15 protein-coding genes are annotated in these 16,246 nt (G+C 72.0%); 11 read left to right on the top strand and 4 right to left on the bottom strand.

Annotated features, from left to right (window positions below; genetic code table 11):
* The first annotated feature begins 35 nt into the window (after positions 1-35).
* Together ACFV6X_RS08450 and ACFV6X_RS08445 are read left to right on the top strand one after the other, a co-directional pair.
* Positions 36-1,001: an ATP-binding cassette domain-containing protein gene (locus ACFV6X_RS08450; RefSeq protein WP_385379494.1), complete on the top strand. Its 966-nt coding sequence runs from the start codon at positions 36-38 to the stop codon at positions 999-1,001.
* Positions 998-1,819 carry an ABC transporter permease gene (locus tag ACFV6X_RS08445; RefSeq protein WP_385379491.1) on the top strand — a complete coding sequence of 274 codons (822 nt, stop codon included), beginning with the start codon at positions 998-1,000 and terminating at the stop codon, positions 1,817-1,819. Before ACFV6X_RS08450 ends, ACFV6X_RS08445 begins: the two co-directional genes overlap by 4 nt.
* A gap of 59 nt (positions 1,820-1,878) precedes the next feature.
* Here the strand turns inward: ACFV6X_RS08445 and serC are convergent, their stop codons facing one another.
* On the bottom strand, positions 1,879-2,997 hold the full coding sequence (gene serC, locus ACFV6X_RS08440; RefSeq protein ID WP_385379488.1) for a phosphoserine transaminase: 1,119 nt from the start codon (positions 2,995-2,997) through the stop codon (positions 1,879-1,881).
* A gap of 200 nt (positions 2,998-3,197) precedes the next feature.
* On the opposite strand from serC, the gene ACFV6X_RS08435 reads away from it, so the two are divergent.
* The gene (locus tag ACFV6X_RS08435; protein WP_385379486.1) at positions 3,198-4,166 is read left to right on the top strand and encodes a DMT family transporter; all 969 of its coding nucleotides are present in this window, start codon (positions 3,198-3,200) and stop codon (positions 4,164-4,166) included.
* 8 nt (positions 4,167-4,174) lie between these two features.
* On the opposite strand, the gene ACFV6X_RS08430 is transcribed toward ACFV6X_RS08435, so the two are convergent.
* The 3 genes from ACFV6X_RS08430 to ACFV6X_RS08420 are packed head-to-tail and all read right to left on the bottom strand — an operon-like array spanning position 4,175 to position 5,959.
* The gene (locus ACFV6X_RS08430) at positions 4,175-4,915 is read right to left on the bottom strand and encodes a class I SAM-dependent DNA methyltransferase (RefSeq protein ID WP_385379483.1); all 741 of its coding nucleotides are present in this window, start codon (positions 4,913-4,915) and stop codon (positions 4,175-4,177) included.
* A 56-nt stretch (positions 4,916-4,971) separates the two neighbouring features.
* Positions 4,972-5,190 carry a DUF397 domain-containing protein gene (locus tag ACFV6X_RS08425; protein WP_385379480.1) on the bottom strand — a complete coding sequence of 73 codons (219 nt, stop codon included), beginning with the start codon at positions 5,188-5,190 and terminating at the stop codon, positions 4,972-4,974.
* Positions 5,150-5,959: a helix-turn-helix domain-containing protein gene (locus ACFV6X_RS08420; RefSeq protein WP_385379477.1), complete on the bottom strand. Its 810-nt coding sequence runs from the start codon at positions 5,957-5,959 to the stop codon at positions 5,150-5,152. The genes ACFV6X_RS08425 and ACFV6X_RS08420 overlap by 41 nt, the downstream gene beginning before the upstream one ends.
* Before the next feature lie 157 nt (positions 5,960-6,116).
* Between ACFV6X_RS08420 and ACFV6X_RS08415 the strand changes: the two genes are divergently transcribed.
* The 8 genes from ACFV6X_RS08415 to ACFV6X_RS08380 all read left to right on the top strand — a co-directional run bounded on the left by ACFV6X_RS08415 (position 6,117) and on the right by ACFV6X_RS08380 (position 16,230).
* Positions 6,117-6,911: a TIGR03084 family metal-binding protein gene (locus tag ACFV6X_RS08415; RefSeq protein ID WP_385379475.1), complete on the top strand. Its 795-nt coding sequence runs from the start codon at positions 6,117-6,119 to the stop codon at positions 6,909-6,911.
* Entirely contained in the window at positions 6,908-8,590 is a 1,683-nt protein-coding gene (locus ACFV6X_RS08410; RefSeq protein WP_385379472.1) for an acyclic terpene utilization AtuA family protein, read from the top strand. Before ACFV6X_RS08415 ends, ACFV6X_RS08410 begins: the two co-directional genes overlap by 4 nt.
* On the top strand, positions 8,587-10,185 hold the full coding sequence (locus ACFV6X_RS08405) for an acyl-CoA carboxylase subunit beta (protein ID WP_385379469.1): 1,599 nt from the start codon (positions 8,587-8,589) through the stop codon (positions 10,183-10,185). Before ACFV6X_RS08410 ends, ACFV6X_RS08405 begins: the two co-directional genes overlap by 4 nt.
* A 6-nt stretch (positions 10,186-10,191) precedes the next feature.
* On the top strand, positions 10,192-12,033 hold the full coding sequence (locus ACFV6X_RS08400) for an acetyl/propionyl/methylcrotonyl-CoA carboxylase subunit alpha (RefSeq protein WP_385379466.1): 1,842 nt from the start codon (positions 10,192-10,194) through the stop codon (positions 12,031-12,033).
* 80 nt (positions 12,034-12,113) lie between these two features.
* Complete coding sequence (locus ACFV6X_RS08395; protein WP_385379463.1) at positions 12,114-13,274, top strand: acyl-CoA dehydrogenase family protein; 1,161 nt, start codon at positions 12,114-12,116, stop codon at positions 13,272-13,274.
* Positions 13,275-13,295: 21 nt separating this feature from the next.
* Positions 13,296-14,864, top strand: coding sequence for a 4-coumarate--CoA ligase family protein (locus ACFV6X_RS08390; protein ID WP_385379460.1), 1,569 nt, complete (start codon positions 13,296-13,298; stop codon positions 14,862-14,864).
* The gene (locus ACFV6X_RS08385; RefSeq protein ID WP_385379457.1) at positions 14,861-15,595 is read left to right on the top strand and encodes an enoyl-CoA hydratase family protein; all 735 of its coding nucleotides are present in this window, start codon (positions 14,861-14,863) and stop codon (positions 15,593-15,595) included. The genes ACFV6X_RS08390 and ACFV6X_RS08385 overlap by 4 nt, the downstream gene beginning before the upstream one ends.
* The gene (locus tag ACFV6X_RS08380) at positions 15,583-16,230 is read left to right on the top strand and encodes a TetR/AcrR family transcriptional regulator (RefSeq protein ID WP_385379454.1); all 648 of its coding nucleotides are present in this window, start codon (positions 15,583-15,585) and stop codon (positions 16,228-16,230) included. The genes ACFV6X_RS08385 and ACFV6X_RS08380 overlap by 13 nt, the downstream gene beginning before the upstream one ends.
* The last annotated feature ends 16 nt before the right edge of the window (positions 16,231-16,246 follow it).

Raw genomic sequence — 16,246 nt, 5'->3', positions numbered from 1 at the left:
GCGCTGTACCCGGTTAAGAGGAGAAGGGGGATCCCATGAGCGAGGGATACGCCGTGCGGGCCGAGGGTCTGGAGAAGCGCTACGGCGAGAAACGCGCCTTGGACGGCTTCGACCTGACGGTGCGTGAGGGCACCGTGCACGGACTGCTCGGCCCGAACGGCGCGGGCAAGACCACCGCCGTCCGCATCCTTTCCACGCTGCTGCGGCTGGACGGCGGACGGGCCACGGTGGCCGGACTGGACGTGGCGCGCCAGGCGCGCGAGGTGCGGGCCCGGATCGGGCTCACCGGGCAGTACGCGGCGGTGGACGAGGTGCTCACCGGCCGGCAGAACCTGGAGATGTTCGGCCGGCTGTTCCACCTGGGCGGGAAGCGGGCGAAGCTGCGCGCCGCCGAGCTGCTGGAGCAGTTCGACCTGACCGCCGCCGCCGACAAGGGCGTCGGCGACTACAGCGGCGGCATGCGGCGCCGCCTCGACCTCGCCGCGTCGATGATCCTGGCCCCGGCGGTCCTCTTCCTCGACGAGCCGACGACGGGACTGGACCCGCGCAGCCGAGGCGAGGTCTGGGACTCGGTGCGGGAGCTGGTGGCGGGCGGCACGACGGTGCTGCTGACCACCCAGTATCTGGAGGAGGCCGACAAGCTGGCCTCCCGCGTCACCGTCATCGACCAGGGGCGTGCCATCGCCGACGACACCCCGGACGGACTGAAGAACCGGATCGGCGGCGACCGGATCGAGGTCGTGGTCGCCGAGCGGTCGGACATCGCGCGGGCGGTGAAGGTGGTCGCCAGGGTCTCCGACGGCGAACCGGAGACGGACGAGAGCGAGTTGCGGGTGCACGCGGCCGTCACGGACCGGGTGACCGCGCTGACGGATGTCGCCCGCACCCTCCAGGACGAGGGCGTCCGCGTCGAGGACATCGGGCTGCGCAGGCCGAGCCTCGACGACGTGTTCCTGCGCCTGACCGGACACCGCACGGAAGCGAAGGAGCCCGCCGCATGAGCGCCGCCGACCTGGCGGGCCCTGCCACCCGCGGACGGACGTACTGGCTGCTCGCCGACTGCTGGAACATCGTCCGCCGCGGCCTGACCCACTACCGGCGCCAGCCCGTCAACATCGCCTGGCAGCTGGGCTTCCCCATTCTCTCCGTCCTCCTGTACGGCTATGTCTTCGGCAGCGCCATGAGGGTGCCCGGCGGCGGGGACTACAAGGACTTCCTGATGCCGGGCATGTTCGTGATGACGATGGCCTTCGGCTTCATCAACACCGCCACGGTCGTGGTGTACGACTCGACCAAGGGCGTCATCGACCGGTTCCGCTCGATGCCGATGGCCTCCTCGGCGGTGGTCGCCGGGCGCGGGGTGACCGATCTGCTCGTGGCCTGCGCGGAGTTGGCCATCATGATGCTGACCGCGTTCGCCATGGGCTGGCGGCCGGACGGCGGCCTGGGCTTCCTCGCCGCGTTCGGGCTGCTGCTGTGGCTGAGGTTCGCGCTGATCTGGATCGGTGTGTGGCTCGGCCTGCTCGTGCCCAACCCCGAGGCGGCCGGTGGGCTGTTCGCGGTGGCCTTCCCGCTGACGATGATCTCCAGCATCTTCGTCGCCCCGCAGCTGATGCCCGACTGGCTGGGCTGGGTGGCGGCGTGGAACCCCATCTCCTCGACGGCCGCGGCGACCCGTGAGCTGTTCGGGACGCCGGTCGGCGGGGGCGACTCCTGGATCGAGCAGCACGCGCTGCTGATGGCGGGGGTGTGGCCGATGGTGCTGACCCTGGTCTTCCTGCCGATCGCGGTACGCCGCTTCCAGAAGCTGAGCCGGTAGGCCGCCTGCGGCGAAGGGCCCGGAGCGTCGCTCCGGGCCCTTCCTGGTGCCGCGTTCGGCTACAGCTGCTCGATCACATAGTCGACGCACTTCGTCAGCGCCTCGACGTCCGCCGGGTCGATCGCCGGGAACATCGCGACCCGGAGCTGGTTGCGGCCGAGCTTGCGGTAGGGCTCGGTGTCGACGATGCCGTTGGCGCGCAGCACCTTGGCGACGGCCGCCGCGTCCACCTCGTCGGTGAAGTCGATCGTGCCGATGACGTGCGAGCGCTTGGCCGGGTCGGCGACGAACGGGTTGGCGTACTTGATGTCCTCGGCCCAGCCGTACAGCGTGCGCGCGGAGGTCGCCGTACGCCGCACCGCCCAGTCCAGACCGCCCTGGCCGCCCAGCCAGTCCAACTGCTCCTTCAGCAGGAAGAGGGTGGCGAGCGCGGGGGTGTTGTACGTCTGGTTCTTACGGGAGTTGTCGATCGCCGTCGGCAGGCTGAAGAACTCCGGCACGTGCCGCCCCGACGCGTGGACGCGCTCGGCGCGCTCGATCGCGGCGGGGGAGAAGACGCCGATCCACAGTCCGCCGTCGGAGGCGAAGGACTTCTGCGGGGCGAAGTAGTAGACGTCCGTCTCGGACACGTCGACCGGCAGGCCGCCGGCGCCGCTCGTCGCGTCCACGAGGACCAGCGCGCCGTCGTCGGCGCCGGCCACCCGCTTGATGGGCATGGCGACGCCGGTCGAGGTCTCGTTGTGGGTGAACGCGTAGACGTCCACGCCTGCCGTGGCCTGCGGCTCGGGGTGCGTGCCCGGGTCGGAGGCGATGATGTCGGGCTCGGCCAGCCAGGGGGCGAGCTTGGCCGCCTTGGCGAACTTGGAGCTGAACTCGCCGAAGGACAGGTGCTGCGACCTGTTCTCGATCAGGCCGTGCGTCGCGATGTCCCAGAACGCGGTCGAGCCGCCGTTGCCGAGGATCACCTCGTAGCCGTCGGGGAGCTGGAACAGCTCGCGGATGCCCTCGCGCACCGCGCCGACCAGGTTCTTGACCGGTGCCTGCCGGTGGGAGGTGCCCAAGAGAGACGTGCCGGTCGCGGCCAGGGCGTCCAGCGCCTCCGTCCGCACCTTGGAGGGACCCGCGCCGAAACGACCGTCCGCGGGCTTGATGTCAGAGGGAATCCGGATCTCAGCCACGAGGGGAGACTAGCCGCTGGGGGAAACCTGGTCGAAGCGTCGTCCGTCGGATGAGACGGCGTTTCGCGCGGGCGGTGGGGGAGGGCACAGTGGTCAGTGGCAAAACGAGTTCACACGCCTGACCGAGTCCATTACCCTGGACTGGTAAGTACAGCAAGGTGAACGTTCCCCGGATCCGTCCCCGTCCCTTGGAAGGCCCCGTGAGCACCCCCAGCGCCTCCCCCTCGTCCCCGGCGGCGTCGCCGTCGTCCACGCCGACCGCGGCGAGCGCGCCCTCGCCCGTCCAGGGGCGGCAGGACGGCCGCCTCGGGGGCTCCCTCGGTCCGGTCGGCCTGGTGCTGGCGGGCGGGCTGTCGGTGCAGTTCGGCGGTGCCCTCGCGGTCAGCCTGATGCCGCGGGCAGGCGCGCTCGGCATCGTGACGCTACGGCTGGCGGTGGCGGCGATCGTGCTGATGCTGGTGTGCCGGCCCCGGCTGCGCGGGCACTCGCGCACCGACTGGGGCACGGTCGTCGTCTTCGGCATCACCATGGGCGCGATGAACGGCCTCTTCTACCAGGCCGTGGACCGGATTCCGCTCGGTCCTGCGGTCACCCTGGAGGTGCTCGGCCCGCTAGCCCTGTCCGTCCTCGCCTCCCGGCGCGCGATCAACTTCGTCTGGGCGGGCCTGGCCCTGGCCGGTGTCTTCCTGCTCGGCGGCGGGAACTTCGACAGCCTCGACCCGGTCGGCGCGGCCTTCGCGCTGGGGGCGGGCGCGATGTGGGCGGCGTACATCCTCTTCAGCGCGCGTACGGGCCGCCGCTTCCCGCAGGCCGACGGGCTGGCGCTGGCCATGGTGGTCGCGGCGGTGCTGTTCCTGCCGCTGGGCGTCGCGGAGTCGGGCACGAAGCTGCTGGACCCGGAGATCCTCGCCCTCGGCGCCGCCGTCGCGGTGATGTCGTCCGTCCTGCCCTACACCCTCGAACTCCTCGCCCTGCGCCGCCTGCCCGCCCCCACGTTCGCCATCCTCATGAGCCTGGAGCCCGCCATCGCCGCGACGGCCGGTTTCCTGGTCCTGAACCAGTCCCTGACCGCCATGGAGGCCGCGGCCATCGCCCTGGTCATCGCGGCAAGCATGGGCGCGGTGCGGACGCAGGTGGGGCGCCGCAAGCTGGTCGCGCCGGAGGCCTGATCGGCGGGTCAGGCCCCGGTCCGCTCCCACACCGAGACATGGCTTCGGCTCTCGCCCGAGAACGGCGTCCCCGTCCAGTCCTCCCACCGGGCGCGCAGGCGCATTTCGGCCAGCCGGGCCATCAGGTCCAGCTCGGAGGGCCAGACGTACCGGAACGGGATGGAGCGGAACGAGCCCCGTCCGCCCTCGACCTTGACGTGGTGCGAACTCATCGCCTGGGTGGCGAGGTCGTAGGTGTCGAAGCCCACCCGGTTGTCGCCCACGTGGAACGGCACGGTGTTCTGCCCGGGCGGCAGCCGGCGGAGGTCGGGCACCATCACCTCGACGACGAAGCAACCGCCCGGGGCCAGGTGCCCGGCGGCGTTGCGGAAGCAGTCCACCTGGGCGTCCTGCGAGGTCAGGTTCATGATCGTGTTGAAGACGAGGTAGGCCACGGAGAAGGTGCCGGCCACCTTCGTCGTCGCGAAGTCCCCGATGGTCAGCCCCATCGCCGCGCCGCCGGGCTTCTCGCGCAGCCGCGCCACCATCGCCCGGGACATGTCGATCCCGTGCACCTCGACGCCCCGCTGCGAGAGCGGCAGTGCGATCCGTCCGGTGCCGACGCCCAGTTCGAGCGCCCGCCCGTCGCCGGCCAGCTCCGCCAGCACCTCCACGGCCGGCCCCACCACGTCCGGCGCGAACATCTCCACCGAGGAGTCGTCGTAGCTCGCCGCCACGGGCTCCCCGAAGTAACCGTCGTCATCGACCATCGGGGGACCGTACTGCGCGCCGGGCGGGCCATGCGCGCGAATTCGCGGCCGACGGCTCACGCCGGACGCGACGCAAGCTCTCCCTGAGCCGCCGCAGCGACGAACGCGGTGAACGCGTTCACGGTGAGGGTGAGGCTGCCGTGGCTCGGGTTCTTGGAGTCACGGATCGCTATGTGAGCGGCGAGGTCGGCGACTTCGACGCAGTCACCCCCAGTGTCGCCGCTGTAGGTCGACTTACGCCAAATTGCGCCCGTCAGGTTCAGGTTGCTCCCCATACCGTTCCTCCATCACGCGGGCGATCAAAGCCGCCGAGTCGTCCACGGACAGAGCGGCGGCCTGCAGGTGATCGTAACGGACCGAACCCTCCTTGACTGCTCCTGGATTGGCCGTCATGTGGCCCTGGACGAAGTCCTCGGTGTAGACGATGTCCGGGTCGTTCTCGAAGCGCAGCAGGTTGAACGAGCCCATCAGTCCGGCGTGCGCCCCTGCTTCGAAAGGCAGCACCTGGATCTCCAGCCACTGGCGCCTCTGCAAGGACAGCAGGTGCCCCAACTGCTCGCGCATGACCTCCCGGCCGCCGACCTGCTGATGCAGCACCGCCTCGCTCAGCACCACCCAGGTCACGGGGGGCTGCTCCCGCTCAAGCACGCGCTGGCGGTCCAGCCGGGCGGCGACCCTGCCGTCAAGGTCGCTGGCGTCCCGAGTTCCGAGGACCGCGCGGGCGTACCCCTCCGTCTGCAAGAGCCCATAGACCAACTGCGCCTGGAACGTGGAAAGGTACGCGGCCTTCCCTTCCATCTCCGCATACGGCTGAAACCACCCCGGCAGCTGACTCCGCAGCACCAACCCCACGAGCCGTGAGAACAACCCGTCCGTCCCCAGCGCCGCGTCCACCCGTTCCGAGAAGTCCCGTTGGGGAACCTTCGCCGCTGTCTCGATCTGCCCGATCAGTGACCCCGTGCAGAAGACGACCGAGCCGAGCTGCGCCAGCGTCAGTCCCGCCGCCTCCCGGCAGCGCCGCAGCTCGTAGCCGTAGTAGTCCAACGGCGACGCACTCGGGTCCAGTTCACGACTCCGCACCTCGAACCACCTCCCGTGACCGAGAGTAGCCGCACGGACGCGTACGGGCGCTGCAGTTACGGGAAACAAAATCATGCAAGCGTGCTTGATTTGTTTCCGGGTCGCTGCCACGCTCCTGCCCATGGCCGACCCAACGCCCGTCTTCGACGACCTGCGTGCGGAGAGCGACGAACTCGACGCAGTCGTCGCCGACTTGGAAGCGGAGCGCTGGACGCTCCCGACCCCCGCGCCCCGCTGGAGCATCGCCCACCAGATCGCCCACCTCGCCTGGACCGACCGCTCCGCCCTGCTCGCCGTCACCGACGAGGACGCGTTCCGGACGCTCGTGGAGAAGGCCCTCACCGCGCCGGACTCGTTCGTCGACGACGGCGCCGACGAGGGGGCGCAGCTCCCGCCCGCCGAGCTGCTCGCCAGCTGGCGGCAGGGACGCGCCGCCCTGGACGCCGCGTTGCGCGCCGCCCCGCCCGGCGCGCGTTTCCCCTGGTACGGCCCGCCCATGTCCGCCGCCTCCATGGCCACCGGACGGATCATGGAGACCTGGGCCCACGGCCAGGACATCGCCGACGCCCTCGGTGTGGTGCGCGCCCCCACGGACCGGCTCAGGCACGTCGTCCGTATCGGCGTCCGCGCCCGCGACTTCGCCTTCGCCGCGCACGGCCTGCCCGCGCCCGGCGAGGAGTTCCGCGTCGAACTGACCGCCCCGTCGGGCGAACTGCTGACCTACGGCCCCGAGGGCGCCGCCCAGCGCGTGAGCGGCCCCGCCCTCGACTTCGCGCTCCTGGTCACCCAGCGCGTCCACCGCGACGACGTGGACGTGCGCGCCGAAGGCTCCGACGCCGACCGCTGGCTCGGCATCGCCCAGGCCTTCGCGGGCCCGCCCGGCGACGGCCGCCCGCCGAGGGAGGACGCCCGGTGACGCTGCGCATCGGCAACGCCTCCGGCTTCTACGGAGACCGCTTCGACGCCCTGCGCGAGATGCTCACCGGCGGCGAACTCGACGTCCTCACCGGCGACTACCTGGCCGAGCTGACCATGCTCATCCTGGCCCGCGACCGCCTGAAGGACCCCGGCGCCGGGTACGCCCGCACCTTCCTGCGCCAGCTGGAGGAGTGCCTCGGCCTCGCCCACGACCGGGGCGTCCGCGTCGTCACCAACGCCGGCGGCCTCAACCCGGCCGGTCTCGCCGACGCCGTACGGCAACTGGCCGACCGCCTCGGCATCCCCGTGCGGGTCGCGCACGTCGAGGGCGACGACCTCACGGCCGCTCACCCCGGCACCCTCGCCGCCCACGCCTACCTCGGCGGCTTCGGCATAGCCGCCTGCCTGAAGGAGGGCGCCGACATCGTGGTCACCGGCCGGGTGACCGACGCGGCGCTCGTCACCGGGCCCGCCGCCGCGCACTTCGGCTGGCGGCCGGGGGATCACGACCGTCTCGCGGGCGCCGTCGTCGCCGGTCACGTCCTGGAGTGCGGCGCCCAGGCCACCGGCGGCAACTACGCCTTCTTCCCCGAACGGCAGGCCGGTCTCCGCCGCCCCGGGTTCCCGCTCGCCGAGATCCACGCCGACGGCACCTCCGTCATCACCAAGCACCCCGGCACCGGCGGCTTCGTCGACGCCGGCACGGTCACCGCCCAGCTCCTCTACGAGACCGGCGCCACCCGCTACCTCGGCCCCGACGTCACCGCCCGCCTCGACACCGTCCGCCTCACCCAGGAGGCCCCGGACCGCGTCCGTGTCGAGGGCGTCCGAGGCGAGGCCCCACCGCCCACGCTCAAGGTCGGCCTCAACCGTCTCGGCGGCTTCCGCAACGAGGTCACCTTCGTCCTGACCGGCCTCGACATCGAGGCCAAGGCCGGCCTCGTCCGACGGCAGATGGCGGACGCCCTCGCCAAGTCACCGCCCGAAAAGATCCGTTGGGACCTCGTCCGCACCGACAGGCCCGACGCCGACACCGAGGAGACGGCCAGCGCCCTGCTCCGGCTCGTCGTGCGGGACGACGACCAGGAGACCGTCGGCCGGGCCCTCGGCGCCGCCGCCGTGGAACTGGCCCTCGCCAGCTACCCCGGCTTCCATGTGCTCGCACCCCCCGGAAAGGGCACCCCCTACGGGGTCTTCGAGGACGTGTACGTCTCCCAGGGCGACGTCCCGCACACGGCGGTCCTGCACGACGGGCGCCGTGTTCCCGTGGACCCGCCGCAGGACACCCTCGTACCGGAACCGGTCGAGGAACCACCGCTTCCCCAACCCCTGCCGGCCACCACCCCCACCCGCCGCGCCCCCCTCGGTCTCGTCGCCGGTGCCCGCAGCGGGGACAAGGGCGGGCACGCCAACGTCGGCGTGTGGGCCCGTACCGACGAGGCCTGGCGGTGGCTCGCGCACGAGCTGACCGCCGAGCGCTTCCAGGAACTGCTCCCCGAGAGCCGCCCCCTGCCCGTCACCCGCCACGTCCTGCCGAACCTGCGGGCCCTCAACTTCGTCGTCGAGAACATCCTCGGCGAGGGCGTCGCCGCGCAGGCCCGCTTCGACCCGCAGGCCAAGGCACTCGGCGAATGGCTGCGCTCCCGCCACCTGGACATCCCGGAGGCCCTCCTGTGACCGTCCTGTCCTCCGCCCTGGACACCACGGGCCCCGACTACCGGGCCCACCGCGACGCGATGCTCGCCAAGCTCGCCGACCTGGACGCCGAACACGCCAAGGCCCTCGCGGGCGGCGGCGAGAAGTACGTGGCGCGGCACCGAAAGCGCGGCAAGCTCCTCGCCCGCGAGCGCATCGAGCTGCTCCTCGACCCGGACACGCCCTTCCTGGAGCTGTCCCCCCTGGCCGCCTGGGGCAGCGACCACACAGTCGGGGCCTCCCTCGTCACCGGCATCGGCGTCGTCGAGGGCGTCGAGTGCCTGATCACCGCCAACGACCCGACCGTGCGGGGCGGCGCGAGCAACCCGTGGAGCCTGAAGAAGGCCCTGCGCGCCAACGACATCGCCCTCGCCAACCGCCTGCCCTGCGTCAGCCTCGTCGAGTCGGGCGGCGCCGACCTGCCCTCCCAGAAGGAGATCTTCATCCCCGGGGGCGCGATCTTCCGGGACCTGACGCGGCTGTCGGCGGCCGGCATCCCGACCGTCGCCGTCGTCTTCGGCAACTCGACGGCCGGCGGCGCGTACATCCCCGGCATGTCCGACCACGTGATCATGGTCAAGGAGCGCGCCAAGGTGTTCCTCGGCGGCCCGCCCCTGGTGAAGATGGCCACGGGTGAGGAGAGCGACGACGAGTCGCTGGGCGGCGCCGACATGCACGCGCGCGTGTCGGGGCTCGCGGACTACTTCGCCGTGGACGAACCGGACGCGCTCCGCCAGGCGCGGCGCGTCCTCGCCCGCCTCAACCACCGCAAGGCGTACGAGGATCCCGGCCCCGCCGAGCCCCCCAAGTACGACCCGGACGAGCTGCTCGGCATCGTCCCCGGCGATCTCAAGGTCCCCTTCGACCCGCGCGAGGTCGTCGCCCGGATCGTCGACGCCTCCGACTTCGACGAGTTCAAGCCGCTGTACGGGAGCAGCCTGGCCACCGGCTGGGCGACCCTGCACGGTTACCCCGTCGGCATCCTCGCCAACGCCCAAGGGGTCCTCTTCAGCGAGGAGTCGCAGAAGGCGGCCCAGTTCATCCAGCTCGCCAACCAGCGCGACATCCCGCTGCTCTTCCTGCACAACACCACCGGCTACATGGTCGGCAAGGAGTACGAGCAGGGCGGCATCATCAAGCACGGCGCCATGATGATCAACGCGGTCAGCAATTCCAAGGTGCCCCACCTGTCCGTACTGATGGGCGCCTCCTACGGCGCCGGGCACTACGGCATGTGCGGCCGCGCCTACGACCCGCGCTTTCTCTTCGCCTGGCCCAGCGCCAAGTCCGCCGTCATGGGACCGCAGCAGCTCGCGGGCGTGCTGTCCATCGTCGCCCGCCAGTCCGCCACCGCGAAGGGGCAGCCCTACGACGACGAGGCCGACGCCGCCCTGCGCGCGATGGTCGAGCAGCAGATCGAGTCCGAGTCCCTGCCGAAGTTCCTGTCCGGGCGCCTGTACGACGACGGCGTCATCGACCCGCGCGACACCCGAACCGTCCTCGGCCTGTGCCTGTCCGCGATCCACACCGCCCCCTACGAGGGCGTGCGCGGCGGCTTCGGCGTCTTCCGGATGTGAGGCCCTGTGATCACCACCGTTCTTGTCGCCAACCGGGGCGAGATCGCCTGCCGGATCTTCCGCACCTGCCGTGAGCTGGGCATCCGCACCGTCGCGGTGCACTCGGACGCCGACGCGAACGCCCTGCACCCACGGGTGGCCGACGCCGCCGTACGGCTGCCCGGAGCGGCGCCCGCCGAGACGTATCTGCGCGCCGACCTGATCGTCAGGGCCGCGCTCGCCTCCGGCGCCGACGCGGTGCACCCCGGCTACGGCTTCCTCTCCGAGAACGCCGACTTCGCGCGCGCGGTCCTCGACGCGGGACTCCTGTGGATCGGCCCGCCCCCGGGAGCCATCGAGGCGATGGCGTCCAAGACCCGCGCCAAGGAACTGCTGGGGATCGCGCCCCTGCGGGAAGTCACCGAGGCCGACCTGCCCGTCCTGGTCAAGGCGGCCGCGGGCGGCGGCGGACGCGGAATGCGCGTCGTCAGGCGCCTGGCGGACCTGGACGCGGAGCTCACCGCCGCCCGCGCGGAGGCGCTCGCGGCCTTCGGCGACGACGAGGTGTTCGTCGAGCCGTACGTCGAGGACGGGCGGCACGTCGAGGTGCAGATCCTCGCCGACACCCACGGCACCGTGTGGGCCCTCGGCACCCGCGACTGCTCCCTCCAGCGCCGCCACCAGAAGGTCGTCGAGGAGGCCCCGGCCCCCGGCCTGACACGCGAACTGACCGAGTCCCTCCACGAGACGGCCGTACGCGCCGCGCGGTCCGTCGGCTACGCCGGCGCCGGCACGGTCGAGTTCCTGGTCGCCGACGACACGGCGCACTTCCTGGAGATGAACACCCGCCTCCAGGTGGAACACCCGGTCACGGAGGCCGTCTTCGGCATCGATTTGGTGGCCCTGCAGCTCCAGATCGCCGAGGGCCACGCCCTGGACACCGACCCCCCGCCGGCACGCGGCCACGCCGTCGAGGCCCGCCTGTACGCCGAGGACCCGTCCCGGGACTGGGCCCCGCAGACCGGCACCCTCCACCGCCTCGACGCCCCCGACGGCATCCGCCTGGACACCGGCTACACCGGCGGCGACGAGATCGGCGTCCACTACGACCCCATGCTCGCCAAGGCCGTCGCCCACGCCCCCACGCGCGCGGAAGCCATCCGCAAACTCGCCGGCGCCCTCGAACGCACCACGATCCACGGACCGGCCACCAACCGCGACCTCCTGATCCGCTCCCTGCGCCACAAGGAGTTCACGACGGCCCGCATGGACACGGGCTTCTACACCCGCCACCTCCAGGAACTCACCGAACCCGCCCCCGACCCGCACGCCCCCCTGGCCGCGGCCCTCGCCGACGCCGCCGGCCGCAGCCGCTTCGGCGCTTGGCGCAACGTCCCCTCCCAGCCCCAGACCAAGCGCTACACCATGGCCGGCGAGGAACACGAGGCCCACTACCGGCACACCCGCGAGGGCCTCACGGCGGAAGGCGTCCGCGTCGTCCACGCCCGCGCCGACGAAGTCGTACTCGAAGTGGACGGAGTGCGACGGAGGTTCGCGGTCGCACGCTACGGCGACCAGGTACACGTCAACGCCACCCGCCTCACCGCCCTGCCCCGCTTCCCCGACCCCACCCCCCAGCACGCCCCGGGCTCCCTCCTCGCCCCCATGCCGGGCACGGTCGTACGTGTCGCCGAGGGCCTCACCGAGGGCGCCGTCGTGACGGCCGGGCAGCCCCTGATCTGGCTGGAGGCGATGAAGATGCAGCACCAGATCTCGGCACCCGCCGCCGGCACGCTCACCGCTCTGCACGCCAAGCCGGGACAGCAGGTGGAGCCGGGCCTGCTGCTGGCGGTGGTGCAGCCGACGTGAGGGGCGCGGGGCTGTAGGGAACATGCGGCTCCGCCGCGTGAGCGCGATCAACCACACTCGACCCGTACACGGAGGTCCGCATGACCACCCTCATCGAACCCGCGGAGCACAAGGCACTGCGCGCCGCCGTGGCCGCCCTCGGCAAGCGCTACGGCCGCGACTACCTCGTCCGCACCGTCGCCGAAGGCAAGCCCCTCACCGAACTCTGGGCCGACGCCGGGAAGCTCGGCTACCTCGGCGTCAGCCTCCCGGAGGAGTACGGCGGCGGAGGCGGCGGCATAGCCGAACTCTCCATCGTCCTCGAAGAGCTGGGCGCCGCCGGATCCCCCCTCCTCATGCTGGTCGTCTCACCCGCCATCTGCGGCACCGTCATCGCCCGCTTCGGCACCGACGCCCAGAAACGGCACTGGCTGCCCGGAATCGCCGACGGAACCCGGCTCATGGCCTTCGGCATCACCGAACCCGACGCCGGCTCCAACAGCCACCGCATCACCACCACGGCCCGGCGGGACGGCGCCGACTGGCTCCTCACCGGCCGGAAGGTTTTCATCTCCGGCGTCGACATGGCCGACGCCGTCCTCATCGTCGGCCGCACCGAGGACGCCCGCACCGGCAACCTGAAGCCCTGCCTGTTCATCGTCCCGACCGACGCCGAAGGCTTCCAGAAGCGGCCCATCGACATGGAACTCAACGCCGCGGAGAAGCAGTTCGAGCTCACCCTGGACGACGTACGCCTGCCCGCCGACGCACTGGTCGGCGACGAGGACGCCGGCCTGCTGCAACTCTTCGCCGGCCTCAACCCCGAACGCATCATGACCGCCGCCTTCGCGATCGGCATGGGCCGCCACGCCCTCGCCAAGGCCATCGACTACGCACGCGAACGCACTGTCTGGAAGTCGCCCATCGGCGCCCACCAGGCCATCGCCCACCCCCTCGCCCAGGCCCACATCGACCTCGAACTCGCCCGCCTGATGATGCAGAAGGCGGCCCACCTCTACGACGCGGGCGACGACATCGGCGCGGGCGAGGCCGCCAACATGGCCAAGTACGCGGCGGGTGAGGCCTGCGTGAAAGCCGTCGACCAGGCCGTGCACACCCTCGGCGGCAACGGCCTCACCCGCGAGTTCGGCCTCGCCTCACTGATAACGGCCTCGCGCGTGGCTCGTATCGCACCGGTGAGCCGGGAGATGATTCTCAACTACGTGTCCCACCAGACCCTCGGCCTGCCCAAGTCGTACTGAGCCGCACCGCTTGGAGGAACCGTGTTCCGCAGCGCGTACGCCGACGTTTCGCCCGTAGAACTTCCCATCCACGACGCCGTCCTGGGCCACGCCGCCGACTTCGGCGACCTGCCGGCCCTTGTCGACGGCACCGACGGCACCACCCTCTCGTACGAGCAGGTGGACCGGTTCCACCGGCGGATCGCCGCCGCGCTCGCCGACGCCGGCGTCCGCAAGGGCGACGTCCTCGCCCTGCACAGCCCGAACACCATCGCCTTCCCCACGGCGTTCTACGCCGCCACGCGCGCGGGCGCCGCCGTCACCACCGTGCACCCGCTCGCCACCGCCGACGAGTTCGCCAAACAGCTGCGCGACTCGGCCGCCCGCTGGATCGTCACCGTCTCGCCGCTGCTGGAGACCGCCCGCAGAGCCGCCGAACTCGCGGGCGGCGTCCACGAGATCTTCGTCTGCGACAGCGCGCCCGGCCACCGTTCACTGATCGACATGCTCGCCTCCACGGCCCCCGAACCGCGGATCGCCATCGACCCCACCGAGGACGTGGCCGCCCTCCCCTACTCCTCCGGCACCACCGGCATCCCCAAAGGCGTGATGCTCACCCACCGCCAGATCGCCACCAACCTCGCCCAACTCCACCCGGCGGTCTCCGCGGGACCCGGCGACCGCATCCTCGCCGTACTGCCCTTCTTCCACATATACGGCCTCACCGCCCTCATGAACGCCCCCCTCAGAGTCGGCGCCACCGTCGTCGTACTGCCCCGCTTCGACCTGGAGCAGTTCCTCGCCGCCATCCAGAACCACCGCATCACCGGCCTCTACGTCGCCCCACCCATCGTCCTCGCCCTCGCCAAACACCCCGCGGTCGCGCAGTACGACCTGTCGTCCCTGAAGTACGTCATCAGCGCCGCCGCCCCCCTCGACGCGAACCTCGCCGCCGCCTGCTCCCAGCGGCTCGACCTGCCGCCCGTCGGCCAGGCCTACGGCATGACCGAACTCTCCCCGGGCACCCACGTCGTCCCCCTGGACGCCATGGCCGACGCCCCGCCCGGCACCGTCGGCAAGCTCATCGCCGGCACCGAGATGCGCATCGTCTCCCTCGACGACCCCGGCAAGGACCTCGGCACCGGCGAACCCGGCGAGATCCTCATCCGCGGCCCCCAGGTCATGAAGGGCTACCTCGGCCGCCCCGACGACACCGCCGCGATGATCGACGCCGACGGCTGGCTGCACACCGGGGACGTCGGACACGTCGACGCCGACGGCTGGCTCTTCGTCGTGGACCGCGTCAAGGAACTGATCAAGTACAAGGGCTTCCAGGTGGCCCCCGCCGAACTGGAGGCCCTGCTCCTCACCCACCCGGGCATCGCCGACGCCGCCGTCATCGGCGTCCACGACGACGACGGGAACGAGATCCCGCGCGCCTACGTCGTCCGCCAGCCCACCGCGCCCGACCTCACCGAGAACGAGGTCATGATGCACGTCGCCGAACGCGTCGCCCCCTACAAACGCGTCCGCCAGGTCACCTTCATCGCCGGCGTCCCCCGCGCCGCCTCCGGCAAGATACTGCGCCGCCAACTCCGGGAGAACGCGTGACCCTGATCGGCCGCACCCGCGCCCGGGGAGTCGAGACCCTCACCCTCGACTCCCCGGCCGACCGCAACGCCCTCTCGGCCGCCCTCGTCGGCGAACTCGCCGACGCGCTCACCGACTGCGGCAAGGACGGCGACGTCCGCGCCGTCCTCCTCACCCACACCGGCAACACCTTCTGCGCCGGCGCCGACCTGCGCGATCCACCCGACCCGGACGCCCTCGTGAACCTGCTCCGGCAGATCACCGAACTGCCCCGCCCCGTCGTCGCCCGCGTCACCGGACACGTGCGCGCCGGCGGCCTCGGCCTGCTCGGCGCCTGCGACATCGCCGCCGCCTCAACCACCGCCACCTTCGCCTTCACCGAGGTGCGCATCGGCGTCGCGCCCGCCGTCATCTCCCTGCCGCTGCTGCCCCGCACCGACCCGCGCGCCCTCGCCCGCTACTACCTCACCGGCGAACGCTTCGACGCCGCCGAGGCGGCCCGCATCGGCCTGCTCACCGCCACCGGCGACGACGCCGACGCCGTACTCGAACCGATCCTCGACGGCCTGCGGCGCTCCTCGCCGCACGCCCTGTCCGAGACGAAACGGCTGCTCACGGCTAAGGTGCTGCAGACGTTCGACCGGGACGCGGCCCCGCTGACCGCCCTCTCGGCCCGGATGTTCGCCTCCGCCGACGCCCGCGAGGGCATGACAGCCTTCCTCGAACGACGGGATCCCCCATGGGTGCTGTGAACCCGGCCGGCGCGGCCGGCACGGTCACGACGGTGACCGCCGGGGACCGCGCCGACCGCGTACCCAAGCAGGACCGCAGCCGCGCCACCCGGCAACGGCTCCTCGAAGCCGCCGTGGCCTGCCTCGCCGAACACGGCTGGGCAGGCTCCACCGTCACCGTCGTCGCCGAACGCGCCGGCGTCTCCCGCGGCGCCGCCCAGCACCACTTCCCCACCCGCGAGGACCTCTTCACCGCCGCCGTCGAGTACGTCGCCGAGGAACGCTCCGGCGCCCTGCGCGCTCTCTTCCCGCAGGGCGCGGCAGGCGACCGCCAAGCGATGGTCCGCGCCCTCGTCGACCTCTTCACCGGCCCGCTCTTCCGCGCCGCCCTCCACCTCTGGGTCGCCGCCTCCGACGAGGACCAGCTCCGCCCCCGCGTCACCGAACTGGAGGCCCGCGTCGGCCGCGAGACCCACCGCATCGCCGTCGAGCTCCTCGCCGCCGACGAAACCCGCCCCGGCGTCCGCGAGACCGTCCAGGGACTCCTCGACATGGCCCGCGGTCTCGGCCTCGCCAATCTCCTCACCGACGACGCCGGGCGCCGTGAACGGATCGTGGCACAGTGGGCCGCGTTGCTGGACGAGGCCCTCGGCTGAACCGGAGGCCGCACCC

This window comes from Streptomyces sp. NPDC059861, from assembly GCF_042731435.1.
Classification (GTDB): Bacteria; Actinomycetota; Actinomycetes; order Streptomycetales; family Streptomycetaceae; genus Streptomyces.
The sequence above is the reverse complement of the archived record's forward strand: the minus strand, read 5'-3'. Positions and strand labels throughout refer to the sequence as shown.